Consider the following 24449-nt stretch of genomic DNA (forward strand, 5'->3'; position numbering starts at 1 on the left):
TTAATTTATTAGTATAACTTCTTCAACTTTAGTAGTTTAACAATAATATCCTTTCTTAGCAATAGAGGGAAAGCTATCCTTGCTTATCTTTTTCAACAATATCTTTCATAGACAATGAAGAAAACACACGGCTTACTAATACCCAACTGCATTCGATTAATACAAATGCTGCACAGCAATCTAAATAAGCATATGACCCAGCTGTTTGCTGTAAATCCCATTTATGCAATATATGTGCGTATAAAAATTCGCCATGAATCGTCCCCATTAATACGATTGTAATTCCGATGAACATAGATTCTGAAGCAAGTAGCTGGGCAAACATGAAAAACAAAATACTATACATAATTGTTCGGTTGATCACAATCCAGACTGGATCATACAACTCGATTAATAATAATCCTGCATATCCAATCATGATAATAAATATAGAGATAAGCATATAGAGTATTTTTCGATATTTAAAGTGTGCAATATAATAATAGCCTATTATTAGCAGTATAACCGCTGGTAGCTGAACTTCCACATGAAATAATTGAATTTTGTATGAAAATGAGATCATTAATATTAATGAACAAAAGGCAATTGGAAATCTTTCCTTACGATCCTTATCCATCCAAAAAGTAGCAGTTATCCATATTGCCCACAGTACACCTAAACATAATATTCCACTCACAATATAACCCCTCCTATTGATCATTATAGGAAAGATTACAAAAGTCTAATCGTGATAAAGAAACTTAATTTAAGACATACTAAAATAGGAGGTGATTTACTTGGGAAAAGATCGTCAAGAGAAAAAATTAAGAGAGAGCGGCAAAGTTGAAAGTGATCGTGATCAAGCTTTGCACTACGGCGGTGCTACACGATTAGAGGGACCTGATGAAGCAAGAAAAAGACAAAAATAAAATAAAACACCACATTCATCAATATATAAGTTTGATTTGCCTATATATTAATGGAATGTGGTGTTAGAAAACTGTTATTATTATGATTGATCTCTTAATTTTCTCAGCTGGTCACCTATTACATCCCCAAGCTGAAAGCCAGTCGTTTCTTCTGGTAGTTCATAATCTATTTGCGTATCATTTTCCTCGAGTTCTTTCATACTTAAAGAAAGACGATGTTCACTTTCACTCACTTCTAAAACTTTTACTTTCACTTCTTGTCCTTCTTTTAACACTTCGTGCGGAGTAGAAATATGTTTATGAGATATTTGCGAAATATGCACTAAACCTTCAACACCTGGAAGAACTTCAACAAACGCTCCGAATGAAACTAATCGTTTTACAGTTCCTGTATGAACAGAGCCTTTTTTCATTTTCTCTTCAACATCTTTCCATGGACCAGGCAAAGTTTCTTTGATTGATAATGAAATTCTGCCATTATCACGATCAACGGATAACACTTTTACTTGTACTTTTTCACCTTCTTTTAATACATCAGAAGGAGATTCAACTCTTTCATAAGAGAGCTGTGAAATATGTACGAGTCCATCGACCCCGCCTATATCTACAAAAGCTCCAAAATTAGTTAATCTTTGAACAGTTCCTTCAAGGACCTGACCTGCTTCAATACGGTCTAGAATCGCATGTTTTTGTTCTTCTTTTTGAGACTCAACAACTGCACGATGTGAAAGAATTAAACGATTTTGATCCTGATCTAGCTCAACAATTTTGAACAGTAATGTTTTACCTTTATAATCAGAAAAATCTTCAACAAAATGATCTTCAACGAGAGATGCAGGAACAAAACCACGAACACCTAAATCAACGACTAAACCGCCTTTTACTACTTCATTAACGGTTGCTTCAATCACTTCATCGTCTTCAAATGTTTGTTTTAAATCTTCCCATGCTTTTTCGGCATCCAATTTTCTTTTTGAAAGGATAACGGCGTCCTCTTCAACTTTTGTTATGACTAAATCAAGCGTTTCACCTTCCTGAACAACATCTGCTGCCTGCTCAATATGAAGATTGGAAAGCTCACTTATTGGAATAATTCCATCCACTTTGCTTCCTTCAATTGATACAATTACTTGCTTTTCTTCAATTTTCGTTACGATCCCTTTAACTTTATCCCCTACATTAAAAGACTTCACTTCAATATTATTTAATTCATCAGACATATGTACTTCCTCCTTATCCAACGGCTAAAATTTAACCCATTTCTTTCACAAGGAAAAATCTCTTATTATAAACTTCTAATAAATATGATAATTTGTCAAGAAAAGAACCTGAATAAGATGAATTAATACTTTATTCTGTTATTTTTGCTTTAGCCAACGAAAGCATTTTATCAACAACTTCTTCAATCGTCATACTAGTTGTATCAAGCTCAATTGCGTCGTCAGCTTTTCGCAATGGGGAAATAGCACGTTCAGAATCTAATTTATCACGTTTAGCAATTTCAGCTTTTAATTGCTCCAAATCCGATTCATAGCCTTTCGCCAAGTTTTCTGCATGTCTTCTTAAAGCACGTTCTTCTACACTTGCAAGTAAGAAAATTTTTAACTCTGCATTCGGCAAAACATGCGTTCCTATATCACGACCATCCATGACAACTCCGCCATCTTCTGCAAATTCTTTTTGGCGTCGAACCATTTCTTCACGGACAGTTTGATGCTTGGCAACGAATGATACTGAATTCGTCACATCACGTTCGCGAATTTTAAGCGTTACATCTTCGCCATCAACTAAAACGACTTGACCTTCGTCACTTGGCAATAGTGTAATGGTAGTGGCAACTAGTAAGTTTGTTAATGCCTTCTCATCTTCCACATCAATTTGATGCTGTAGCGCTTTATATGTTAACGAACGATACATTGCACCTGTATCAATGTATATGTAATTTAATTTTTCCGCTACTTTTTTTGCAGCAGTACTTTTTCCAGCAGCTGCTGGACCATCAATAGCGATATTTATTTTTTTCATTTACCTTCACCCAATCTTAAGTTGTTACAACAAATCTATCGAACTTGAAATGACATTATCATTATCCATTCTAACATAAAACGTATGCACATTTATACGAGCAGTGAAAAAACTCACCGATCGTTATTTACATTTCTTCCATTCAAGTGCTTACAACAATTACTCTTTTATATCCATTCATGCCTTCGTCTTGTGATGGACAATAGCTATTTAAACCATTCATCTCTCACTTATTTATATATATTTCCTTACTTAGCATTACTATTCAGTATTAGTGAGTATAAAATTTTTATACAGATAAAAATAGATGTGATATGTGCAGTAGCTACATGTCGATGCCTTTTTGCCGCATTTTTACTTGTTGCTGAAAACAGTAGCGGATAATAATCTGCCTATCAATGCCTGTCGTATCATGAAATTTTAAAGAAGCAATATGTTGTTCTTCAAATTCTTTTGTTCTCACCACAGAAAATGGCAGCCAAAGATAATGATAATTTGATTTAAATGGTAATACGGCAAGCGCTTTTCCTTCCTCATTTACATGCGGGGTATAAGTATCGGGAAGTAAAACAGCACAACCTCCTGCGCTAATATCTTTTGTAACAGTAATAATTTTTGTATCTGATTCAAAAAAATGAAGTGATACATCAACCGTCGCATTTACACGGACATATTGGCGCCGTTGTATTTTATGTATTTGCTCTTCCTCTGGATATGATAGTACTAGAACCGGGACATTCCTTTTTTCTCTTCCAATTACCTTACTGTTAAAGCGATATGCACCATTGTCTAAAACAAATTCTACTGTTAGGGATTGTTCATTTAATAGGAATACCGTTTTATTTGTGTCAACATCTATTGGATAATCAATAAACAGTCTATCTCCTTTGATATCCGCAACTCTGCATTTATATAGATGTTCTTGATCTAACGGCTGTAGAGTGAGCTGTGTACCAATTTTCAACATAAATCCATACCTCTTAAAAATATAGTCACCTACATTATTACATAAATAACCGATTTGTTCTACATAACGAGCAAAACAGCCTGACACGGTGGTCAGACTGTTTTGTCTCGTAAAAATGTCTAAATGGAGCTTCCATATATTTGTTCTGTATCTTTTAGCTTTTCTACTTTCTCTTCATTTCCTGTTTGTGCATTCACAAAAATTCGATACGTATCATTATCTAACGTTCCTAAAAATTCGTAGCAAAGTACTTCTTTTCCTAGATCACCTACAATGATAGCAAGGTGACTCTCTTTAATTTGTAATTTTGGATTCACTTTACTTCTTGCTTCTTTTTCACTTATTGAAGGTTTTGGTAAAGAACGTTTATAGTGGCTTTTTACAAAATCATCTGCAGCAAATCCAATAATTTGACCATTATCTAATGCGATCTTCATCTTGATCGCCTCTGGATAAATGCGTACTCCATTTTGAACAGTAACAAATGAAAAAACGCCGACTGTGTCATATTGACTGCTTTCAAATATTTCCATATGTTCAAACTGATGTGCATTAAGAAAATGTTGTGCTTGGGTAGCTGCTTTATTTAAGCTTATTTTTTGTTTACCAATTGCTCTTTTATTTATCAACCAAATTGGATATCCACCTTTTCTCGTAATATCTGTCGAGATTTCATTTCCAGTTTGATCTAGTAATGTAACACTATAAAAATCAAAGTTGGCACCTTTTCCGTTTTTGCTTACTGTCGCATGTTTGACTTTATTTATTCCAGCATATTTTTTAGCAATGTTGATCGCTTCATTTTTTGAAATTTGTTTACCTTTTACATTTTTATATTGATCATCTCGTTTTTGAAAACTAACATTTGAAACATTATTTAAGTTAGTTTGATCATAGCCTTTTACAGTTTTTTCTACTGTCTTAAAACCATCAATAATTGTATTATCTGTTGCTTCTTTCCCGTTGGCGAGCGCCATTTCTACATCCATCCAGCGAAGATGATTTTTTAAGACCATATGCTGAACGTTTCGTAGCTCATCCTGAATATTTTGACTTTGAGAATATAATTTTTTCAGAGTAGCATATTCTTGATCAGTCAAAGGCTGTTTATCTAAATCTCTAACAGAAGTTCGATAACTAAAATTCCCAACATTTGTCAGAAATTCCTCTGTTTTATTAAACGGAAGCAATGTTAATGGTAATTGGCCAACATCAGTATGTGCTTCTGATGTTAATCTCCATACATCTGCTAATGCAGGTGAAAGCGATTTTCGTGAATTCATTGCGAGCGTATTCCCTATTTCATCATGCAATAGATCCATTTTATACGCTAAATCATGAAAGGATCTTTGATAATTATTTTCTGCATTAATTAAAATCGCATTCTTTTCACGATGCTCTTGATAACCCCAGACAGCAGTACCAACAATTGCCAAAGTTAAAATTGTAATTACAACTCCTCTAAACATGTTCTTTCACCCCTTTATTTACAAAAAATATGTTTCCCAATCCGCTTAATTTGTGGCCGTGACCATATCCATTTACTTGTTGCTGTAGCTGGATTAAAATAGTAAAGAGCATTTCCTGATGGATCCCAGCCGTTAATTGCGTCTAATACTGCTTTTTTAGCCGTTTCATTAGGTGTCAACCATATTTGTCCATCAGAAACAGCAGTAAACGCTCCTGGTTCAAAAATAACTCCAGAAATGGTATTAGGGAACGAAGGGCTCTCAACTCTGTTTAAAATAACTGCTGCAACCGCCACCTGTCCCTCATATGGCTCTCCACGGGCTTCCCCGTATACTGCATTCGCTAGTAATTGAATATCATTTTGAGAATAACCATTTGGCACGTTTGCTGTAGTCGTTTTCGTTGTCGTATTAGATGTGCCTGAAGACGTCTGTTTCTTTTGACTAACCCCACCATAATAAGTAAAACTTTTGCCACTATTCACTTGGGCTTTCACATAACTAGCATCATATTTAGAGGCTTTAACTAATTTTGCTTTTGTAGTTGCACCTGCCAATCCGTCAATAGGTAAGCCAAATGCTTCTTGAAAATTTCGCAATGCCCAATAAGTACTCCAACCAAATACCCCATCAATCTTTCCTTTGTAATATCCGATATATTGTAATCTTGCTTGCAATTCGATGACATCATCCCCAACGGCTCCTCGCTGTATTACTTGACTAGTAAATGCGTAGGTATGTTGTTTATTCGTTGTTAGCATGAATCCCGCACAACAAACGGTCAAGCAAAATATCATTTTAATAAAGGTACTGCCCTTCATTATGCATAACCCCCAAATGAAAATTGAATTAACTGTAGTTTTAGGTTTTAAGTAGTCTTTTATACAAAAAAAACAGCCGATCTTCAGTCGGCTGTTTAATAACCTGTTTGTTACACATAATGTTGTTTTTAAAGATTTTCTAGACTCATTCATGTGAAACGGCCGTTTTATAAGGCGGTCCTTTCATTGAAAACAGTAAAAAGAAACAAAGCTTACTCATAGAGATTTTGAAGGAAAATACATAAGCAAATAGATTTTTAAAAATATGTTTGATTTTGATGAACGGACTGTTGCTTAAAATGCTGCGCGGAAAGAAGATGCGCTTGCTTTACTTTTTTTAAGGCAAGCCACCATAAACCAAGCATAAAAGGAATCATATAATAAATCCACCGATGTTGTGTTAGCATAATATAATCATACAAACCATGCAACATGTACGGAATGATAAATGATAATATGATCAAGCTTAATCGGTGTTTAGAGGAAAATCTTGCTTTACCTAAATAATATCCCATAATAACACCAAATAAGGCATGACTTGAGACAGGCATAAACGCTCTTCCAAAAGCTAGTCCAACACCGTTGGCAAACAAGTATAAAATATTTTCGACAGTTGCAAACCCTAATGAAACACTTACGCCATAAACAATCCCATCAAACGGTTCTGTAAATTCTTCATTCTGGAATGTAATAAAAAAGAGAATAAACCATTTAAAAAATTCTTCCAAAAGCGAAGACTGAATAAAAGCATTTTGAACATTTCCTGTTAATAAATGCTCGGTAGTTAAAACATATTGCATAAACATGATCGGAAAAGTAATCACTGCACCATAAATAAAAGCTTTTATAACAGCAAGTATTGGTTCCGGCTCAAATTGATCCCGTAAATAAAAATAGCAAAGTAGAGCAAATCCCGGAGCAATGCCTGCTGACAAAATCATCAGCATAGTTATACCTCTCTTTTCTTTCAGGTAGCTTCCCAGTCAAAAAGACTAAGACTTCCTATTTATCGTAACACGAAAAGAAAAGATTGGAAATATTCGTCATAAAAAGCACACTACGATTTTATGAATAAATTCAATTTTATTAAAGTACATTCTTTCATGGAAAAACGAAGAAGAAAGATTGCTTGTTTTTTTCGTTTTTCGATAAATAACTTAAATTCGCAGAATGATTAAATAAGCATAAGCCTAGTTTTTTCATTTAAGTGATGATGTGTTAACCGAAATGCTGCTGTGATATATGATCATGAGAGGCTAACAAAACAGCAAGTCTTATTCGTGCTTTTTTACTGTCATAATCTCTTCCTAAAATCACACCTCGTTTATATAAATCATATGCACTGCCTTCGTAATCATATGTTGTATATACTTCTCCTTCTTCAGCACTTGTCGTAACGACAACTTTTATCCCATTATCTAACGCTTTTTGAATAGCATTTACCATGTTTGGTGCAACTTGTCCTCTTCCTACACCTTCTAAAACGATTCCTTTGGCACCTGATTGAATGCTTGCATGTATAAATTTTCCGTCTGCATCAAGATAGCATTTGATGATATCAACAGCAGGAATTTCGCCTGTAAGCATATGGACATCATGGTGTATTGGTTTCTGATAAATATGGACATGATCATTATCAATAATTCCTAAATATCCAAAGCCAAACACATCGAATCCTTGAATATTTGAAGCATGGACTTTTTTTACATATCGCGCATTAAAAATCCGCTCATTAAAGACAACAACCGTCCCTGCGTCAATTAAGTCTTTACAACTGGCCGTATAAATTGCATGGCGAATATTTATATATGCATCAGATCCTTGCTCACCCGGTGGTCTTTGAGACCCTGTGACAACAAGTGGTCTTCTATCAGCAATCGTTAAATCAAGAAAATATGCTGTTTCTTCAAGTGAATCTGTTCCATGAGTAATAACGAGACCATCATATTCTTCATTTTTAAAAATCATTTCTATTTTCTCTTTTAATTGTAAAAGATGACCCATCGTTATATGCATGGATGGCAATTGGAAGGTTGAATAAATATCGACATGAATATCATTCGGCAAATGGCATAACTGGGAAAGCTCTTCACCTGTTAATTCTCCTGATGCAAGCCGTCCCGATTCAGTTTGTTTGCTTGCAATTGTACCGCCTGTTGTGACTAAAGCCACTTTTCTATTCATATTTTAATCTCCTTCCACAAAATGCCAATCATCAAAAATAACGATTATTTATTTAACTCTCGATGTTGGATTGCTTGAGCAATAAGCCCTCCATGAAAGCGACCATTCTCAATAAATATTTCATTTGCATTATTTCCCGCCGCAATGACGCCCGCAATAAAGATCCCTCGTATATTCGTTTCCATCGTCTCATCGTCATATTCAGGTCTTCCTGTAGCCTTATCAATTTCAATTCCCATCTTTGCTAAAAATGAATGATCAGGATGATAGCCGATCATTGCGAAAACAAAATCGTTCGCAATTTCTTTTTGTTCATCATTCACCGTATAAATTACACTTTTCTCTTTAATTTCTTTAAGATGTGCATGGAATTCAAGCTTCACTTTGCCGTTGCGAACAAGAGAATCAAATTCAGGCAAAATCCATGGTTTAACACTTTCTGAATAACGAGATCCACGATATAGAACAGTCACACGGGCACCCGCTTTGTTTAGTTCAATGGCAGCGTCTACGGCTGAATTTTTGCCCCCCACAACAACGACGTCCGTATCAAAATATGGATGTGGCTCTTTAAAGTAGTGATGTACTTTATTTAAATTTTCACCAGGAATATGTAATAAGTTTGGATTGTCATAGTATCCAGTAGCAATAATCACATACGAAGTTTCATATATATTCTTTGATGTTTTCACAAAAAACATACCATTTTCTTGTTTTTCAACGCTAAGAACTGCTTCAAACCGATTAATCCGCAACTGTTTTCTTTTTACTACTTCTCGATAATAAGTTAGTGCCTGATTTCTTTTTGGTTTTAAGTTTTCGGTAATAAAAGGCACTTCGCCAATTTCAAGACGATCACTTGAACTGAAAAATGTTTGATGAGTTGGATAATGATAAATGGCATTGACAATATTTCCTTTTTCAATAACAAGTGGACTCTTCCCTATATTTTGTAATTCTATCGCTGCGGATAAGCCGCATGGACCGCCGCCAATAATAATACATTCTTCTTTTTGCATGAAAATCACCTCATATCATGAATACAACAAATTAAATACACAAAAATCTCCTATCATAATATGATAGGAGATTTTTTCTTCCTCTGCAATGTTAAAGTATTGCGGATTAGATCCAACCTCTGAAGCGTGATGCCTCTGCTACTCTTCTTACACCGATCATATAAGCAGCTAATCGCATATTCACTCTTCTTGATTGCGCAGTTTGGTAAACTGTATTAAAAGAATTCACTAATACTTTTTCAAGTTTTTCTTCTACTTCTTCTTCGGTCCAATAATAACCTTGGTTATTTTGCACCCATTCAAAGTAAGAAACTGTCACTCCACCAGAGGAAGCAAGTACATCCGGTACTAATAAAATACCGCGATTTGTTAAAATTTCGGTTGCTTCTAATGTTGTAGGGCCATTGGCTGCCTCCACTACAATTTTTGCCTTAATATTATTTGCATTTTCTTCGGTAATTTGATTTTCAATCGCCGCAGGAACGAGAATATCACAATCAAGTTCTAACAGTTCTTTATTAGAAATCGTATTTTTGAATAAAGTTGTTACTGTTCCGAAACTATCACGGCGATCAAGCAAGTAATCAATATCCAAACCTTCTTCATCATAAAGACCACCGTATGCATCTGAAATGCCAATCACTTTCGCACCAGCATCGTGCATAAACTTCGCTAAAAAGCTGCCGGCATTCCCGAATCCTTGAATAACTACACGGGCACCTTCCAACTTGATACCGCGTTTTTTCGCAGCTTCTCGAATACAAATCGTAACACCTTTGGCTGTTGCCGATTCCCGTCCGTGTGAACCACCAAGTACAAGCGGTTTTCCAGTAATGAAACCAGGAGAATTAAATTCATCAATTCGGCTATATTCATCCATCATCCAAGCCATAATTTGTGAGTTCGTAAATACATCGGGTGCTGGAATATCTTTAGTAGGCCCAACAATTTGACTAATTGCTCGAACATAGCCTCTACTTAAATTTTCTAATTCCCGGAATGACATTTTACGAGGATCACAAATAATTCCTCCTTTACCGCCTCCATATGGTAAGTTCACGATACCACATTTAAGCGTCATCCAAATAGATAATGCCTTTACTTCATTTTCTGTTACATCCGGATGGAATCTAACGCCACCCTTTGTTGGCCCAACAGCATCATTATGCTGAGCACGATAACCGGTAAACACTTTAGTTGAACCGTCATCCATTTTTACCGGTATCTTAACAGTTAACATGCGCAGAGGTTCTTTTAAAAGCTCATAAACTTCTTCGGGATACCCTAACCTTTCAAGAGCCTCGTGAATGATTGTTTGCGTTGATTTTAATACATCATGATTTACGTCGGTTGTTTTATTATCTGCACCCTTTTCGGCTGCCATTATTGCAAACCTCCTAGATACTTTTAAATATCGCTTTCAAAAATAGTATACATCTTTCGTTCATATATGCAAAATAAAAAATGAAGTAAAAATTAATAATTTAAAAACGCTTTACCCCTTAGTCTTGTCGATTATTGTCTAATGATTTTTTTATCATAAAAGATCGACATGAATCAACAAAAAAGAAGCAAAAGAATGCTTAACACTATTATTTTTTCACTCTTCTTTAAATATACTGATATAAAACAATTAGAGATAGCAGTTGAAGCCAAAACACAAGCAGGAAAACCAAATATTGTTAGCCAATCTTGCTTACAAAACTAGTGGAAATATAACAAAATTTCATCAAATGCATGATCTTCAAAAATGGGAATACCATATTCTTCAATCATCGCTTCTGAAATCGTTGCTTTTTCACTAAATTCATAAAATAAAGCTGAATATGGAGTATATTCAACAATCACATAATAATAATTTTCAAATTCATAAAGCTTGCTATTGCATATCTTATTTAAATTGTTAAGTTGAATAGCTAAAGAAATCACGTCTTCTATGTTTTCAAAACAATACACATCATTGGACATACGAATTGGCTCATATTGAAAATCATCATCCTCATTCAACGGTTCAGTTACGTCAAACAAAGTTAAAATTAGAACAATTTCTTTCACGTTAAATGAATAGATTTCTATTGAAAGGGTATCACTTGACTCAAGATGATACTCTTCATTGGCAAGATCTAACATTTCATCAAATAAATCATCCCAATTAATTGCATCAAAATCGTTTTCAAAAATGCCATGTTCAGATAATTCTTCAAATGATATTGAATATTTTATTTTATTTGATGAAAGACGTTCTAACTTCATAGTATTCGCCCCCTAAGTATGGCTCTTGCTACCATACTATGTGAGCAAAAAAAGAAGGTGATTTCTATTATGAATGATTTTTTATCGTAATAATATGCGTCTCCGGTTTTGCCCCTAAACGTAATGGGAGTCTCGTTGTTCCATACCCATTACTTATTAGCAAGGTTGTCTGATCATATTGCTTTACTCCCCCTCTTTTATAAGGGCTAAAACCGAAAATATGAATCTGTCCACCATGCGTATGTCCGCTTAATACTAATGATATTTGCATAACAGAAGAAAGTTGTTCGATAATTTTGGGATTATGGCTGACTAAAATGTTAAAATCTCTTTCTGTTACTCCTTCTAACGCTTTTTCAAGATCTTCTTTTTCTGTTGTTACATCGTCAACACCAACTAGCATAATACGCGAATTTCTAGTCCCGTCTAAAACAGTGGATGAATTTCTTAACATATAAACATTATGTCTTTTAAACAAACTTTTTAGTATAGATTCCTGCAATTCATAATCGTTATTTCCCCAAACAAAATACATGGGGCCGATTTTACTTAACAGTGAAAGATTGTGCTCAATTCTTGCTAAAGGGACTCCTTTTTCAAGTAGATCTCCCCCAATAACAACAAATTGCGGTTTACTCGTTTGAATCATTTGGTCAATCATGGACTTGTCAATTTTACGTCTATGTACATCGGAAATAAAATAAAAGGTCATTGAGCCAATTTCTTTAGGAAATGTGCTGAATGTAAACGTTTGGTACAATACATGATTTTGAAATGCTTCCTGCAGCATGTAAATCAATAGAATGATTCCAATAATTACAATAAGCATATAAAAGTACGGCATTTGTAAGCTCCTAAACAACAACATCATCTCTTACGATTATTTCCATTACAATATATTAAGAAACATACAACTGGTGATAATTGCCTACTTTTATCATTAGACGCTAGTCATGCAATTTGTTGTTATATCCATGATGATGGCAAAATGCATCTTATTCCTGGCGGTAGCAAGATAAGTCTCCATCATTGTCGGAATAACGTTAAACAAAGCCAAATCATAATAAACAATCAATGTTAATCATATGTTTTTTTAAAAAACTTCTTCACCTCCATTTTTAATATTAATTGTTAATTCAATAAAAACGAGTAAATTCCTTTTTTTAAATGCAGAATGTTGGACAATATTCCCTCATAAAATTAAAAGAAAACATATGTTAGGAGGAAAAGTATGAGCACGCCTTATAAAACATACAAACCGTTTATTGGTCCATTTGATCCTTGTCCGCCAATAAAAGAAAAGATTTATTCAACACCGCCAAATTTATATATGGGTTTTCAACCGCCAAATTTGCCACAGTTTTCACCAAAAGATGCATTATATCGTGGTACATTATGGCAGCCGCTTTATGATTCATATTACAGTCCATACGAACGTGCAAAGGAGTGATCAGTGATGAAAGAATTGCCACCTGAATATTATCAGTTATTAGAAGAACTGCAGGCCTTAGATTTCGTCATTGTAGAATTGAACTTATATTTAGACACGCATCCTGATGATCAGAATGCCATTGAACAGTACAATGCAACAGTTAAAAGTCGTAAAAAAGTGAAGAGGGAATTTGAAAAACATTTTGGCCCACTTACGAGCTTTGGTTATAGCTATTCGCCTTATCCGTTTCAATGGAAGGAATCGCCTTGGCCCTGGGAAGTTTAAGATCATTACCAATTACTAAAGGAGTGGACTTTAAATGTGGGTTTATGAGAAGAAACTTCAATATCCTGTAAGAGTAAGTACATGTAATCCGAAACTAGCAAAATTGCTGATTGAACAATATGGTGGCGCTGATGGTGAACTTTCTGCAGCTCTTAGGTATTTAAATCAGCGTTACACAATTCCTGGCAAAGTAATAGGTTTATTAAACGATATTGGCACTGAAGAATTTGCCCATTTAGAAATGATCGCAACGATGGTCTATAAATTAACAAAAGATGCAACACCTGACCAACTTAAAGCGGCTGGTTTAGATGCGCATTATGTTGATCATGATAAAGCATTACATTATCATAACGCTGCGGGAGTTCCTTGGACGGCATCATATATACAAGCAAAAGGAGATCCAATTGCAGACATTTACGAAGATATTGCAGCTGAAGAAAAGGCAAGGGCTACTTATCAATGGATTATTAATTTAAGCGACGATCCAGATTTAAACGATGGTTTACGCTTTTTGCGTGAACGAGAAATCGTACATTCACAAAGATTTAGAGAGGCTGCACAAATACTTATTGAAGAAAGAAATAAGAAAAAGTATTTTTGAGAAGATGAAATATCTTCTCATTTTTATTTTTTGGAAAAATCCTGCAGCTCATCTTGCACATGTCATTTACTCTCATGGTATAAGTTAATATCATACTGTGTTTTCATCATTTCAAAAATTTCATGACGCTTTTTCCATGCCTCACCTTTCCATAAATCTTTACTGCGATCAATAATTTCACAACGTAAATCTTGAAATTCCTTTTCTGCTTTTTCCTTTTTATCAAATAAAATTTTACTCATTCCCCATAAACAAACAATTAATAATAATGAAAAGATATATAATTGGTGATTAAAAACGACTTCAAAAAGTTCAAATAATGTATATGAATAAGGGCGGACAAAAAAATAAAACAAACAAAACGACCAAAGAAATGTATATAAAATACTTGTCCATAATATGAGCTGATGCTTCTTTTTTAAGCGTTCAAATTTATACTTTCGATCAACGACATGCTGCAGCATTTGTTTTGTCGCTTCATCTGTTTGTTCATTCAAATTGACGATAGACGGCTCCATCCATTCTCACCTCTACCATCAATATATGTACTTGTACAATAATATATGTTTAAAGTTTTCTTATTTAACGAAAGAAGAATAAATAATAAAAACCGCAATTGGTAATATGACAAAAAAGATCGACAATACTGTTAAAAGCGGAAATTGAATATTCGATTTACGTTTGCTTCCATACCTTTCAACCCGGGAAGACTTTATTTCATCTTTGCTTACTTTCCCATTTTGATTTATTTTTTCAAGCTTTTGGCGCTTTTTTTCAACTTGTTCCTGATAATATTCTAATTTCATTTATAACCCCTTCTCCAAAACAATAAATTAGTTTCCTTTTCTCTTTATTTGGATTCCTAATAAAAAATCAATGATAAAATGCATCACCATTGTGGTGATTAAGTTATGTTGTGAAATTTCGTAAACAAGTCCAAGCCAAAAACTTAAGATCAGCACATTTAATACTAAATACCAATGTTTCCAATAGCGAATATGCACAATAGCAAAAATAATGCTTGCCACTATTATACCAGTATGTGTTTGAATCACTCCACGAAATAATAGTTCTTCACTGACAGCAATCAGTAACGTTAACATAAAAATTTGCAAAATAGAACGATGCTGAAATATTTTTTTATTAACACCGCCATCATCATAATAAGCTTCAGGCAGCAGCCACATAAACAGGAAATCAAGCATCACAACTAAAATACCGCTTATTACACCATATGTGAGTACTTGCATATCTATACGAAAGAGTGATAAAAAGGAAGACAAATCTTTAAATAACCATAATCCTAAAATAAGGGCAATAATTAATAAAAGTAGTTGAGTAAAGATTAAATGAAACGTCAATTCCTTATCTGATAAAGTTTGTATTATTTCTGCTTGTGATTTTTTCTTCAATGGCTACTCACTTCTAATCAATAGTTTTTTCAACATGCTTTCCCACGTTTCTTCTTTTGATGGCTGTATGTTTTTGTGATTACGATTTTTATAACGATCTATATTTACTCCACATATGTCGCAACAGTTGTCTTCTGTTTTTATTTCTGCTTCATTAAAATAGGATAATATCATATTTCTTCGACATCTCTCTACATTTTGAATCCAATTTCTCATTTCCCGCAACTTCTGTTTTTTAAACTCTAGCCGCTTATCACGGACAGTTTTTACTTGCTGAATTAATTGCTGATTGTTTCCATTTAGATGACGATAATGCTCTAAAAATCTAATTTGATGATCCGCTAGTTGTACATCAATATTCTGTTTTTGATCACTTGTATATTGATAATACAACTCAATTTGTGTGTCTGTTGGTAATTCTGATTCAATTAATTGCAAAGGCAATGATTCGTCACCATTGCTATATAAAAGTATTGCCACACTTGGTAGACCATCTCTCCCTGCTCTACCGATTTCTTGTAAATACGATTCAATTTGTGACGGACAGTGATAATGAATAACAAAACGAATATCACCTTTATTAATGCCCATGCCAAACGCACTCGTTGCACATATGACTTCTATTTGTCCGTATAAAAATTGTTGCTGAATGAGAATCCTTTGTTCACCATCCATGCCACCATGATAAGCGGATGTTTCCGCTATCCCAGCATTTTGTATGCGAGCGGCCATCTCCTCTGCCGCTTTCTTACTTGAAAAATAAATAATCCCTGGCTTTTGTAAATATTTTAAATAGTTAAACAGTGTGGTTTCTTTTTCCTGATAATGTTCTACATACTCAACGATCATGGCAATATTTGATCGATTGACAGAGTAAATAAATTGTTTAGGTGCTTCTAATTGTAAAAATGAACAAATATCCTCTCGGACTGCTTTAGTTGCTGTTGCCGTTAAAGCTAATGTAAGTGGATCTTTCAATTTCTTTCTTATCGTTCCTAAATCTGAATAATCGGGTCTAAAATCATGTCCCCACTGTGAAATACAATGTGCTTCATCTACAACGAATAGTGCAATCGTAAGTTTTTTAATTTTTTGTAAAACATAATCATTATGTAACATTTCTGGTGAAATAAAAATAAAGCGAAAACGATGTAATTGCTGCAAAATTCGATTACGTTCCTCCCCTTGTAAAAAAGAGTTAATCGCTACAACATGTTTTTCACCTCTCAATTTTAACTGTTCAACTTGATCCTGCATCAAAGACAATAATGGCGATACAATTAGAATCGTTCCTGTTAATATATAGGCTGGTAGTTGGTAGCACAATGATTTTCCTGTTCCAGTCGGAAGCATTGCAAGTGTATCATTCCCACTTAAAATGGACGTAATGATTTCTTCTTGTCCTTCACGAAAATGATCAAAACCAAAATGTTGTTTCAATTTGTCATGTAAATCGATGTTGTTTCACCTGCCTTGCTAAAACTAAACGAATTTGAAAATAGGTGACTTCGCCTACTTTTTCTTTAATCGACTTTAGTCTCTTACTTCCAATTTCTTTTACAGTTTGTTTAATTTTCTCTTCTGTTGCTTCATCTACATATGGTCGAATTGATAATGTTTCATCATTTAGTGCAATTTCAGTAATATGATCCTCAATTGTGCTCATTTTCAGCTGACGTATTCTTGCAATTTCATTGATAGTTTTACCTTCTTTCAATAATTGAAAAGTATGTAAGGCAGACTTCGTTAATGGCAGCATTTGACGTGCATCTTTTATAAGAGAATAAAGAAAAGGAAATTGCGAAGAATTTCGTCCAATCGCTTCGATCATGAAATGAAGGAGATGTAAATATCGATACCAATATTCAACAGTATCTAGGTGAACATATGACGCAGCTTGTTCGATCGTTTTCCCAATTTGTTTTGCTCCTGTTAACCGTAATACGAGCAATTCTGGTTTCTCAGGCGGATTAGCAGAAAAAAGCTTGTATAATTCAGCATAGAGCATTTCCCCTAACTGTTCCCGCTTCCTACCACTATTAACAATGTATTGTTTAACCCAACGATGCAGCTCGGGATCTCTTTGAACAGGATAGTAAGCACGCGTATGATTCATTAAATTTGAAATTACTTGAGTTAATAAATTGAGCCTCTTCCAAAATAAGATCGTGATATCTTGATTTTTTAAACCATTTAAAAATGGAAAGAGATGCTCATTGTTAAACTCTTTCTGCCTTAAAAAAAGCATTCCTTTATCTGTCACAAGAAAATGTTGACCATCATCTGTTGCTAAATCCTCATTTTGCAATAATTGTTGAATCACTTTGTTGTATGCATCTCTTGTAAAAAACGGGTATGTTTGAAACCACTTTTCTAGACGAAAAAAATGTGCATCTTGTATTGTTTGGGCTGATTTCTTACCATGCAGCAAATGATATATAGAAAAATGTGTGCGTTCACCGTTTATTTTATGTAAACAGTCCAAAATGATTAAATATAATAGCTGCATTGCCAAAATCTCCATTCTCCTAATAATTGCTACTTGTGTTTGCAGAATTATTTATTGTTATTTTACCATGAAGCGTTAATATTGTAGAATGTTAATTTCCATCTATGCATGTAATTGTTGCAATTTTGTCAAATCACATCTATTGAATTGTCTATCATTTCGTTTTACAATAATGATGAAAACAAAGGTCAATTAGATCTATCATTTCATTTATATAAATATAAACGGTTGCCATTGATTAAGAGAGATTCAACCATTGAGGAGGAACAATAATGGCAAAATTTACGATTGTTGATAAAGATACATGTATCGCTTGTGGAGCTTGCTCTGCATCGGCGCCGGATGTGTTTGATTATGACGATGAAGGACTTTCATTCGTCATTTTAGATGATAATAAAGGAATTGCAGAGATTCCTGACATATTAGAAGACGATGTTATGGATGCTTTCGAAGGCTGTCCTACAGAATCTATTAAAATCTCTGAAGAACCTTTCGACGGAGACCCATTAAAATATGAATAATTTTTTAGTACAATAATAGGAAGTGTTGACACCCCCCATCGAATCAATTATTCGCTGGGGGGTGTTCAGTTACGCTCATATAAGCATCGTCGTCAATAGACCTTTATAATGCTTAGAGGATCAGTCCCCCTCGCTATGCTTTTCCTTCCCATCTGTAAATGCTCTTTCTAACGTTTCGAAAACATCATCCTACACAGAAAAGAAAAAGAAGATCTTCGGTCCAAAAAAGCCTTATAAAACTGCTACTATGAAAGCCCTGCATGAACGTTTGCCTGCTGCAAGTGAACTTCAATATCTAAAAAAAGACTGCCAACACCTAAAGGTTAGTCGACAGTCTGCAACGTCTAGATGATAGACATTTGCCTTTTTGTTTATAGTATAATCTTTGCAATTATCGATTCTTTAGAACAGAATGCTTTTCAATCCAAGTTTGCATTCTGGAAAACATCAACATAAATAGAATAGTTACAATAATGCCTTTCACAATATTAAACGGCAATACGCCAGAAACGATATAATCTTTTACATTTCCTACTGAGAAATTCATAAAATATAAATAGGCTGGTAAAATAACAAAATAGTTCAGTATGCTCATAAATATAGCCATCGAGAAAGTGCCACCTAATAATGCAAACGTCATTCCTTTTTTTGTTCTTAAATTTCGATAAATATAGTAGGTTGGCAATACGAAAAGGATTCCTGCAAAAAAGTTTGCCAAGTTACCAATTGGTACACCCGCTTCACTGCCTATACTTAAATAATTTAAAATATTTTTAATTAATTCAGTAACAATTGCACCTAAAGGACCATACAAAAGCGCAGCAATTAAAACTGGCACATCGCTAAAATCAACTGTTAAAAACGATGGGAATGATGGTATTGGGAACTTAATAAACATTAAAATAAATGACAAACTACTGAGTAAAGCAATTGCAACAAATGTTCTTACCGTCCATTTTTTCTTCAAAATTCCTCTCTCCTCACTTGATTCATCCGTCTAAGAAGAAAGGTATGCCTTTTTACGCCAACTAAAAAACCCCTTAAGAACAAGTCTTCAAGGGGAGAAATCAGCGCACACTAATAAGCATTAAAACATTATGAATTAAATGCTTAATACTGGCAACCTTTATCTTCTCCCATCCAGACTTTACTGTCGGTTTTGGAATCTCACCAAATCCTGCCATTATATTAACGGCTCGCGGACTAAAAGCATATTGCTTCATTACCGCCGGTCGGGAATTTCACCACGCCCCGAAGATAAATCGTATTCAATTTTTAATGATTTTTTCATTACATTTTCATTATAACTTTTTATGGCTGAATTGTGAAGCGAAAAGCATTCGACTCAAATCAATTTATTTTTCTAATGAAAGAACACGATCAGTGACTGGCCTGACACTATGACATCATTATTGGGCTTGTGATTTTCCTGACACTTCCATTAATTCATATGGATCATGATTTTTTGCTACTACCATTTCCCCCGTCGTTCCTTTTCCGAAGACCGTAAAAGGATTAATGGCATTTTTTTTATCAAATGTCCATTCTCCGTTATGAACTTCAAAGTGTAGATGATTGCCTGTAGAATCGCCTGTATTTCCCATATAACCAATTAACTGTCCTTTTTTCACAACTTGTCCGACACGTACAAGCCTTTTATTCAGATGAGCATATACGGTTTCCAATCCATTTGGATGTTTAATAAACACAACATTTCCATATGAAGTGGAACGATAAGATTTTTCTACTTGTCCATCATCAACGGAATATATATTCGAACGAAATTTCCCTGCTATATCCAATCCTTTATGTGTCCCACCCCGGGTATTATAGACATCTGAAATAATCCCATTCGCTGGGAATACCCAGTTTTTTGTAGCCGTATGTATATTGATTTCCTGTGCTTGAGCCCTTCCTCCAATAATGATGAAGAAAACACAGATTGCCATAATAATTGCAACTAAAAATCTTTTCGTATAGTCTACCATTTTATTTATCTTTTCCTCCTCATAATCGCTTTCACTTCATACCATATGTACAAATGATCAAAGCTAGAACAAATTTCCAAATTTAAGTTTGGAAAAGCAAAAGATAGTATGTGCAGTACTAATACAATTTATGCATTTTTGCCTATCATTCAATGTTTTACAAAAAATACTTAGTATCAAAAAGGGGGCAATGTTAACGCAAATTAACATTGCCCCCTGTTTCTCATGAAACAAGATTTCTCGCCACTATTCTTCATCGAAATGTTGTTTTTTTGGTAAAAAGAATGAAAATGTCGTCCCTTGTCCTATTTCGCTTTTGACTGTTATTTTTCCTTTATGCGCTTTGACAATATTTTTAGCAATTGCCAGCCCTAAACCTGTACCTGATTTTCCTCTTGTTCTTGCCTTATCTGCTTTATAAAAACGTTCAAATACAAAAGGTAAATCTTCAGGAGGTATCCCTGATCCATTATCCTGAACATGAATCGCAACACCATCTTCTCTCTCTTCTTCAATGACTTTGACAAAGCCATTCGGAGACGTATGCCGAATCGCATTATCGATCAAGTTCGTTAATACTTGCTCAATTCGGTCAACGTCCATTTCAATTGCAAGCGATCTTTCTGTCGTAAAACATGATAACTGAATGCCCTTATCCTTTGCAATGCCGTTAAATTTATTTGTCACTCTTACAATAAACTGATTGATTTGTACAATATCCATATGAAAAGAAAAGTGACCAGCTTCCATTCTTGCTAAATCTAATAATTCATTTACAAGCCTTCCAATGCGCAATGTTTCATCATAAATAATTTTTGCAAATTCCTGCTTTTCTGCCTCTGTAGCAGCAATATCGTCAATAATGGCTTCACTGTATCCTTGAAGCATCGCAATTGGTGTACGTAATTCATGCGAAACATTGGCAATAAAATCATCTCTTAATTTATTTAATTTTCGTTCCTCTGTCATATCCCGGATGACTATGACAACCCCTCTAACAGTAGATTGATCATATAATGGACTTCCGATCATAACATAGTAACGACCATTAATTTCAAATTGATCATTTTGTTCCTTTTCTGTATCTATTACTTTTTGCAAAAGATCTGATAAATCTGTTGGAATGGATAGATTTTCATGTTTTCCTTGCCCATGATACCATTGCTGTAAAAATTGCTCTGCAGGCGGATTGGTAATAAGAATTGTGCCATCACGATTAAAGGTGACTACTCCATCTGCCATACTGCTTAAAATACTTCGCAGCTGCTCTTTTTCTTGTTTCAGTGCATTCATATTAAAAGTGAGCTGTCTCCCCATCGTATTAAAGGCCATAGCCAATTCCCCAATTTCATCTCTTGTTAAAATCGGCACTTTTTTATCGAAATGGCCATTTGCTACCTCAAATGCAGCTTCTCTCATTTTATGGAGCGGACCGGCAATTCTTGTTGATAAGAAAAATGCAAAACCTGTTGTTAAAATAATCGCAATTCCCGCAGCTAGCAGTATTAATTTGGTCGTTTGCTGTGTCATTTCTTTCAAAACTTCTAAAGATTGATAAACAAAAACGGCACCCATTTTTCCATTCCCCATCTTCACTGGTACAGCCGTCACAATAACATGCTGATACCTGCTTTGTGACAACGTCTTTCGAGGAATTAATTCTTTCTTAATCGCCTTTTTACTCGTAAACACTTTTTCTAAATCTTTATCATCTAAAATGGTACGGTATGAAATTCCTTCATGACTTTGTTTATCTGATAGATAAAAAATTTGTTTATTTTCATAAGCAATGATGACTTTTGCATGTTCATCTAACAAAGTAAGAGCAATCTCTTTTCCTATATTATTAGATGGATGCTCTTTCACAATTGTTGATATTTTTTCTGCTGTATGTGACAAGTCTTGTTCGATCTGGTCTACATGGTATGTCTCAAAAAACTGTTGCAGTAAAAACGTAAGAATTGTCAATACGACAACTACGAGCAATATAATCGTCATCCATAGTTTTCCGACGACTGTTCTCCATAATCTCATTCAACTGTAACCTCAAATTTATAGCCAATTCCCCAGACTGTCACGATCATTTTCGCTGCATCTTCAGAAACTTTATTTAATTTTTCTCTGAGCCGTTTAACATGTGTATCAACTGTTCGCAAGTCTCCAAAAAATTCATAGTGCCAAACTTTTTTCAGTAAATGTTCACGGTCAAATACTTTATCAGGAGACTTAGCTAAAAAATATAGTAACTCATATTCTTTAGGAGTTAAGCCAACCTCAATGCCATCCGCAGTTACGCGATGGGCATCATTATCAATCGTAATATGTGGATACACAATAATATCTTTCGGCGCTGTATTCGATTGAACAGCACTTGCCTGTGTGGACCTTCTTAATAATGCTTTTACTCTCAAGACAACTTCTCTCGGACTAAAAGGTTTTACAATATAATCATCTGCACCTACTTCAAGACCTTCCACTCGATCTGCTTCTTCGCCTTTAGCAGTAAGCATAATGACAGGAGTCATCTTTTTCTCGTGAAGCTCCTTACATACTTCAATACCATCTTTGCCAGGCATCATAATATCTAAAAGAATGCATTGATAATCATTTGTTAATGCTTTCTGTAAAGCTGTATCTCCATCAGCCGCTTCGTCTATTACATAGTTTTCCCTTTCTAAATACATTTTTAATAAGCGACGAATACGATCCTCATCATCAACTACTAATATCTTTACTTGCTGATCCATCATAATTCCTCCTGTCTAACAATCCCTCGTCTATATTATACTAATAGAGTACGTAAAAATGTAATGGGACACCATATACCTATTTGTGTCAGTTTTTCGACAAATTCCCCTATGCGTATGAATGGAGTCCGACTATTACTAAATTTACGATCATTAAATTGAACATTATAATAGCAAAACCTATTACTCCGAGCCAAGCAGATTTTTCTCCCTGCCATCCTCTAGATAAACGCAGATGAAGAAAGACAGCATAAAATAACCAAGTAATCAGCGCCCAATCTTCTTTCGGATCCCAGCTCCAATATTTCGTCCAAGCAATTTGTGCCCAAATCATTGCAAATATTAAGGCACCAAGGGTGAAAATAGGAAACCCAATTAGGACAGATCTGTAACTAATTTCATCAATTAAATCTGCATGAATATGCTTTGTCAGCGGCTTTAACAACGCGCCAATTCTTTTCCTAGCAATGAGACGAATGAACCAATAAATAATCATACCTGATATGATAGAACATATTACAGTATTCAATTTATTGGCATTAATATATGGAGAAACTGCAATGACTGGTTTAAAGGGCGCTGCAGTTACCAACTCTCCTTGATGCGGAGCAATGACTGGAGGTAAATGATATACAAGTACATGATCACCTTTTTGCTCTATGCCGTGTTTATCAATCCACTTAAATGTTGATGTATAGCCTGTAAGCGCAAAAACAGTCGAGCATGCAATAAAGCCAACAATACAAATGAGGCAGAACATAACAAATTCCATCCACCATGTTTGTTTGTTTCGTTTCGTTTGATCAATCGTTTTTATCAGATAAATTAAACTTGCCGCAAAGCTTATAGAAAGTATTGCTTCTCCTATTGCAGCAGTTGTTACATGAATTTGCAACCAATAACTTCTTAATGATGGCACAAGTGGATTAATATCTTTCGGAAACATATTTGCATAAGCAATAATTAGCAATGCGATCGGAAGAGTAAACAATCCTAAAACAGCTGTGCGATAAATCATAAAGAGAAGGATAAATGCCCCAACTAACATCATGCCAAAAAAAGTCATAAACTCAAATAAGTTACTTAACGGCGCATGGTCCGAGGCAATCCATCTTGTTATAAAATATCCTAGCTGTGCAAAAAAACCGAAAAGCGTAATGAACATTGCAATAGTTCCTGGTCGATTATAAGTTGATGGCAAATGTGAAGTTGATGGCGACCTAATTGCACCACCAAAAAAGCCGACGGCAATAAGATAACATATAAAAGAAATAAATAATAAATGTCCGCTTAATTCTACCAAGG

The 24449-nt window shown here is 34.6% G+C and carries 27 protein-coding genes and 1 riboswitch; of the genes, 5 read left to right on the forward strand and 22 right to left on the reverse strand.

Annotated elements, in window-relative coordinates; all coding sequences use genetic code 11:
* Nucleotides 1–73: 73 nt before the first annotated feature.
* Nucleotides 74–676, reverse strand: coding sequence for a YphA family membrane protein (locus G4D61_RS11955; RefSeq protein ID WP_163174043.1), 603 nt, complete (start codon nt 674–676; stop codon nt 74–76).
* A gap of 100 nt (nt 677–776) precedes the next feature.
* Here G4D61_RS11955 and G4D61_RS11960 point away from each other — a divergent pair, with 100 nt between their 5' ends.
* On the forward strand, nt 777–908 hold the full coding sequence (locus G4D61_RS11960) for a YpzI family protein (RefSeq protein ID WP_081750023.1): 132 nt from the start codon (nt 777–779) through the stop codon (nt 906–908).
* A gap of 80 nt (nt 909–988) precedes the next feature.
* On the opposite strand, the gene rpsA is transcribed toward G4D61_RS11960, so the two are convergent.
* The 11 genes from rpsA to G4D61_RS12015 form a co-directional block, all read right to left on the reverse strand.
* Nucleotides 989–2128, reverse strand: coding sequence for a 30S ribosomal protein S1 (rpsA, locus tag G4D61_RS11965; protein WP_025729079.1), 1140 nt, complete (start codon nt 2126–2128; stop codon nt 989–991).
* 130 nt (nt 2129–2258) lie between these two features.
* On the reverse strand, nt 2259–2933 hold the full coding sequence (gene cmk, locus G4D61_RS11970; RefSeq protein ID WP_025729077.1) for a (d)CMP kinase: 675 nt from the start codon (nt 2931–2933) through the stop codon (nt 2259–2261).
* A gap of 325 nt (nt 2934–3258) precedes the next feature.
* The gene (locus G4D61_RS11975) at nt 3259–3900 is read right to left on the reverse strand and encodes a flagellar brake protein (protein WP_025729075.1); all 642 of its coding nucleotides are present in this window, start codon (nt 3898–3900) and stop codon (nt 3259–3261) included.
* 119 nt (nt 3901–4019) lie between these two features.
* Nucleotides 4020–5369 (reverse strand): germination protein YpeB, encoded by a 1350-nt coding sequence (gene ypeB, locus G4D61_RS11980; protein WP_025729073.1) that lies wholly within the window; start codon nt 5367–5369, stop codon nt 4020–4022.
* 14 nt (nt 5370–5383) lie between these two features.
* The gene (sleB, locus tag G4D61_RS11985; RefSeq protein ID WP_235929372.1) at nt 5384–6130 is read right to left on the reverse strand and encodes a spore cortex-lytic enzyme; all 747 of its coding nucleotides are present in this window, start codon (nt 6128–6130) and stop codon (nt 5384–5386) included.
* 317 nt (nt 6131–6447) lie between these two features.
* Complete coding sequence (gene prsW, locus G4D61_RS11990) at nt 6448–7137, reverse strand: glutamic-type intramembrane protease PrsW (protein WP_163174047.1); 690 nt, start codon at nt 7135–7137, stop codon at nt 6448–6450.
* Between the two features lie 271 nt (nt 7138–7408).
* Nucleotides 7409–8374, reverse strand: coding sequence for an asparaginase (locus G4D61_RS11995; protein ID WP_025729066.1), 966 nt, complete (start codon nt 8372–8374; stop codon nt 7409–7411).
* 44 nt (nt 8375–8418) lie between these two features.
* Complete coding sequence (locus tag G4D61_RS12000) at nt 8419–9393, reverse strand: YpdA family putative bacillithiol disulfide reductase (RefSeq protein ID WP_025729064.1); 975 nt, start codon at nt 9391–9393, stop codon at nt 8419–8421.
* A gap of 106 nt (nt 9394–9499) precedes the next feature.
* Nucleotides 9500–10777, reverse strand: a complete 1278-nt coding sequence (locus tag G4D61_RS12005; RefSeq protein WP_025729062.1) for a Glu/Leu/Phe/Val family dehydrogenase — start codon at nt 10775–10777, stop codon at nt 9500–9502.
* Between the two features lie 320 nt (nt 10778–11097).
* Entirely contained in the window at nt 11098–11646 is a 549-nt protein-coding gene (locus G4D61_RS12010) for an adaptor protein MecA (RefSeq protein WP_025729059.1), read from the reverse strand.
* Nucleotides 11647–11713: 67 nt separating this feature from the next.
* Nucleotides 11714–12490 (reverse strand): metallophosphoesterase, encoded by a 777-nt coding sequence (locus G4D61_RS12015; protein ID WP_025729057.1) that lies wholly within the window; start codon nt 12488–12490, stop codon nt 11714–11716.
* 387 nt (nt 12491–12877) lie between these two features.
* Between G4D61_RS12015 and G4D61_RS12020 the strand changes: the two genes are divergently transcribed.
* From G4D61_RS12020 to G4D61_RS12030, 3 genes are read left to right on the forward strand one after another with little or no spacing between them, the layout of a single operon-like run.
* Nucleotides 12878–13096 carry a spore coat associated protein CotJA gene (locus tag G4D61_RS12020; protein ID WP_025729055.1) on the forward strand — a complete coding sequence of 73 codons (219 nt, stop codon included), beginning with the start codon at nt 12878–12880 and terminating at the stop codon, nt 13094–13096.
* Nucleotides 13097–13102: 6 nt separating this feature from the next.
* Nucleotides 13103–13363, forward strand: a complete 261-nt coding sequence (locus tag G4D61_RS12025; protein ID WP_025729053.1) for a spore coat protein CotJB — start codon at nt 13103–13105, stop codon at nt 13361–13363.
* A gap of 34 nt (nt 13364–13397) precedes the next feature.
* Complete coding sequence (locus G4D61_RS12030; protein ID WP_025729051.1) at nt 13398–13967, forward strand: manganese catalase family protein; 570 nt, start codon at nt 13398–13400, stop codon at nt 13965–13967.
* Nucleotides 13968–14029: 62 nt separating this feature from the next.
* On the opposite strand, the gene G4D61_RS12035 is transcribed toward G4D61_RS12030, so the two are convergent.
* The 5 genes from G4D61_RS12035 to G4D61_RS12055 are packed head-to-tail and all read right to left on the reverse strand — an operon-like array spanning nt 14030 to nt 17888.
* Nucleotides 14030–14485 carry a YpbF family protein gene (locus G4D61_RS12035; RefSeq protein WP_025729049.1) on the reverse strand — a complete coding sequence of 152 codons (456 nt, stop codon included), beginning with the start codon at nt 14483–14485 and terminating at the stop codon, nt 14030–14032.
* Nucleotides 14486–14545: 60 nt separating this feature from the next.
* Nucleotides 14546–14773: a hypothetical protein gene (locus G4D61_RS12040; protein ID WP_025729047.1), complete on the reverse strand. Its 228-nt coding sequence runs from the start codon at nt 14771–14773 to the stop codon at nt 14546–14548.
* 27 nt (nt 14774–14800) lie between these two features.
* A complete protein-coding gene (locus tag G4D61_RS12045; protein WP_025729045.1) occupies nt 14801–15379 on the reverse strand; it encodes a CPBP family intramembrane glutamic endopeptidase in 579 nt (192 codons plus the stop codon).
* Nucleotides 15380–15382: 3 nt separating this feature from the next.
* Nucleotides 15383–16837 carry a RecQ family ATP-dependent DNA helicase gene (locus tag G4D61_RS12050; RefSeq protein WP_025729042.1) on the reverse strand — a complete coding sequence of 485 codons (1455 nt, stop codon included), beginning with the start codon at nt 16835–16837 and terminating at the stop codon, nt 15383–15385.
* A complete protein-coding gene (locus tag G4D61_RS12055; protein ID WP_025729039.1) occupies nt 16824–17888 on the reverse strand; it encodes a YpbB family protein in 1065 nt (354 codons plus the stop codon). The genes G4D61_RS12050 and G4D61_RS12055 overlap by 14 nt, the downstream gene beginning before the upstream one ends.
* A gap of 272 nt (nt 17889–18160) precedes the next feature.
* On the opposite strand from G4D61_RS12055, the gene G4D61_RS12060 reads away from it, so the two are divergent.
* Nucleotides 18161–18409, forward strand: a complete 249-nt coding sequence (locus tag G4D61_RS12060) for a ferredoxin (RefSeq protein WP_025729038.1) — start codon at nt 18161–18163, stop codon at nt 18407–18409.
* A gap of 391 nt (nt 18410–18800) precedes the next feature.
* Here G4D61_RS12060 and G4D61_RS12065 read toward each other — a convergent pair whose 3' ends face one another.
* The 5 genes from G4D61_RS12065 to ccsB form a co-directional block, all read right to left on the reverse strand.
* Nucleotides 18801–19376, reverse strand: a complete 576-nt coding sequence (locus G4D61_RS12065) for an ECF transporter S component (RefSeq protein WP_025729037.1) — start codon at nt 19374–19376, stop codon at nt 18801–18803.
* 157 nt (nt 19377–19533) lie between these two features.
* A riboswitch (FMN riboswitch) is annotated at nt 19534–19672 on the reverse strand.
* 146 nt (nt 19673–19818) lie between these two features.
* Nucleotides 19819–20397, reverse strand: coding sequence for a M23 family metallopeptidase (locus G4D61_RS12070; protein ID WP_025729036.1), 579 nt, complete (start codon nt 20395–20397; stop codon nt 19819–19821).
* A gap of 246 nt (nt 20398–20643) precedes the next feature.
* Nucleotides 20644–22431: an ATP-binding protein gene (locus G4D61_RS12075; RefSeq protein ID WP_025729035.1), complete on the reverse strand. Its 1788-nt coding sequence runs from the start codon at nt 22429–22431 to the stop codon at nt 20644–20646.
* Entirely contained in the window at nt 22428–23144 is a 717-nt protein-coding gene (locus tag G4D61_RS12080; protein WP_025729033.1) for a response regulator transcription factor, read from the reverse strand. The genes G4D61_RS12075 and G4D61_RS12080 overlap by 4 nt, the downstream gene beginning before the upstream one ends.
* A 109-nt stretch (nt 23145–23253) precedes the next feature.
* Complete coding sequence (gene ccsB / locus G4D61_RS12085; RefSeq protein WP_035354066.1) at nt 23254–24447, reverse strand: c-type cytochrome biogenesis protein CcsB; 1194 nt, start codon at nt 24445–24447, stop codon at nt 23254–23256.
* Between the last annotated feature and the right edge of the window lie 2 nt (nt 24448–24449).

This window comes from Heyndrickxia ginsengihumi, from assembly GCF_011008565.1.
GTDB classification, from domain to species: Bacteria; Bacillota; Bacilli; order Bacillales; family Bacillaceae_C; genus Weizmannia; species Weizmannia ginsengihumi.

Bases quoted from the DNA above. Each gene is read 5' to 3' on its own strand.
- G4D61_RS12010 (WP_025729059.1), bottom strand. From the start codon at position 11,646: ATGAAGTTAGAACGTCTTTCATCAAATAAAATAAAATATTCAATATCA.
- prsW (WP_163174047.1), bottom strand. From the start codon at position 7,137: ATGCTGATGATTTTGTCAGCAGGCATTGCTCCGGGATTTGCTCTACTT.
- ypeB (WP_025729073.1), bottom strand. From the start codon at position 5,369: ATGTTTAGAGGAGTTGTAATTACAATTTTAACTTTGGCAATTGTTGGT.
- G4D61_RS12040 (WP_025729047.1), bottom strand. From the start codon at position 14,773: ATGAAATTAGAATATTATCAGGAACAAGTTGAAAAAAAGCGCCAAAAG.
- G4D61_RS12035 (WP_025729049.1), bottom strand. From the start codon at position 14,485: ATGGAGCCGTCTATCGTCAATTTGAATGAACAAACAGATGAAGCGACA.
- rpsA (WP_025729079.1), bottom strand. From the start codon at position 2,128: ATGTCTGATGAATTAAATAATATTGAAGTGAAGTCTTTTAATGTAGGG.
- G4D61_RS12070 (WP_025729036.1), bottom strand. From the start codon at position 20,397: ATGGTAGACTATACGAAAAGATTTTTAGTTGCAATTATTATGGCAATC.
- G4D61_RS11995 (WP_025729066.1), bottom strand. From the start codon at position 8,374: ATGAATAGAAAAGTGGCTTTAGTCACAACAGGCGGTACAATTGCAAGC.
- G4D61_RS12030 (WP_025729051.1), top strand. From the start codon at position 13,398: ATGTGGGTTTATGAGAAGAAACTTCAATATCCTGTAAGAGTAAGTACA.
- G4D61_RS12060 (WP_025729038.1), top strand. From the start codon at position 18,161: ATGGCAAAATTTACGATTGTTGATAAAGATACATGTATCGCTTGTGGA.
- G4D61_RS12080 (WP_025729033.1), bottom strand. From the start codon at position 23,144: ATGGATCAGCAAGTAAAGATATTAGTAGTTGATGATGAGGATCGTATT.
- G4D61_RS12000 (WP_025729064.1), bottom strand. From the start codon at position 9,393: ATGCAAAAAGAAGAATGTATTATTATTGGCGGCGGTCCATGCGGCTTA.
- G4D61_RS12020 (WP_025729055.1), top strand. From the start codon at position 12,878: ATGAGCACGCCTTATAAAACATACAAACCGTTTATTGGTCCATTTGAT.
- G4D61_RS12075 (WP_025729035.1), bottom strand. From the start codon at position 22,431: ATGAGATTATGGAGAACAGTCGTCGGAAAACTATGGATGACGATTATA.
- G4D61_RS12025 (WP_025729053.1), top strand. From the start codon at position 13,103: ATGAAAGAATTGCCACCTGAATATTATCAGTTATTAGAAGAACTGCAG.
- sleB (WP_235929372.1), bottom strand. From the start codon at position 6,130: ATGCTAACAACGAATAAACAACATACCTACGCATTTACTAGTCAAGTA.
- G4D61_RS12055 (WP_025729039.1), bottom strand. From the start codon at position 17,888: ATGCAGCTATTATATTTAATCATTTTGGACTGTTTACATAAAATAAAC.
- cmk (WP_025729077.1), bottom strand. From the start codon at position 2,933: ATGAAAAAAATAAATATCGCTATTGATGGTCCAGCAGCTGCTGGAAAA.
- G4D61_RS12015 (WP_025729057.1), bottom strand. From the start codon at position 12,490: ATGCCGTACTTTTATATGCTTATTGTAATTATTGGAATCATTCTATTG.
- G4D61_RS12005 (WP_025729062.1), bottom strand. From the start codon at position 10,777: ATGGCAGCCGAAAAGGGTGCAGATAATAAAACAACCGACGTAAATCAT.
- G4D61_RS11975 (WP_025729075.1), bottom strand. From the start codon at position 3,900: ATGTTGAAAATTGGTACACAGCTCACTCTACAGCCGTTAGATCAAGAA.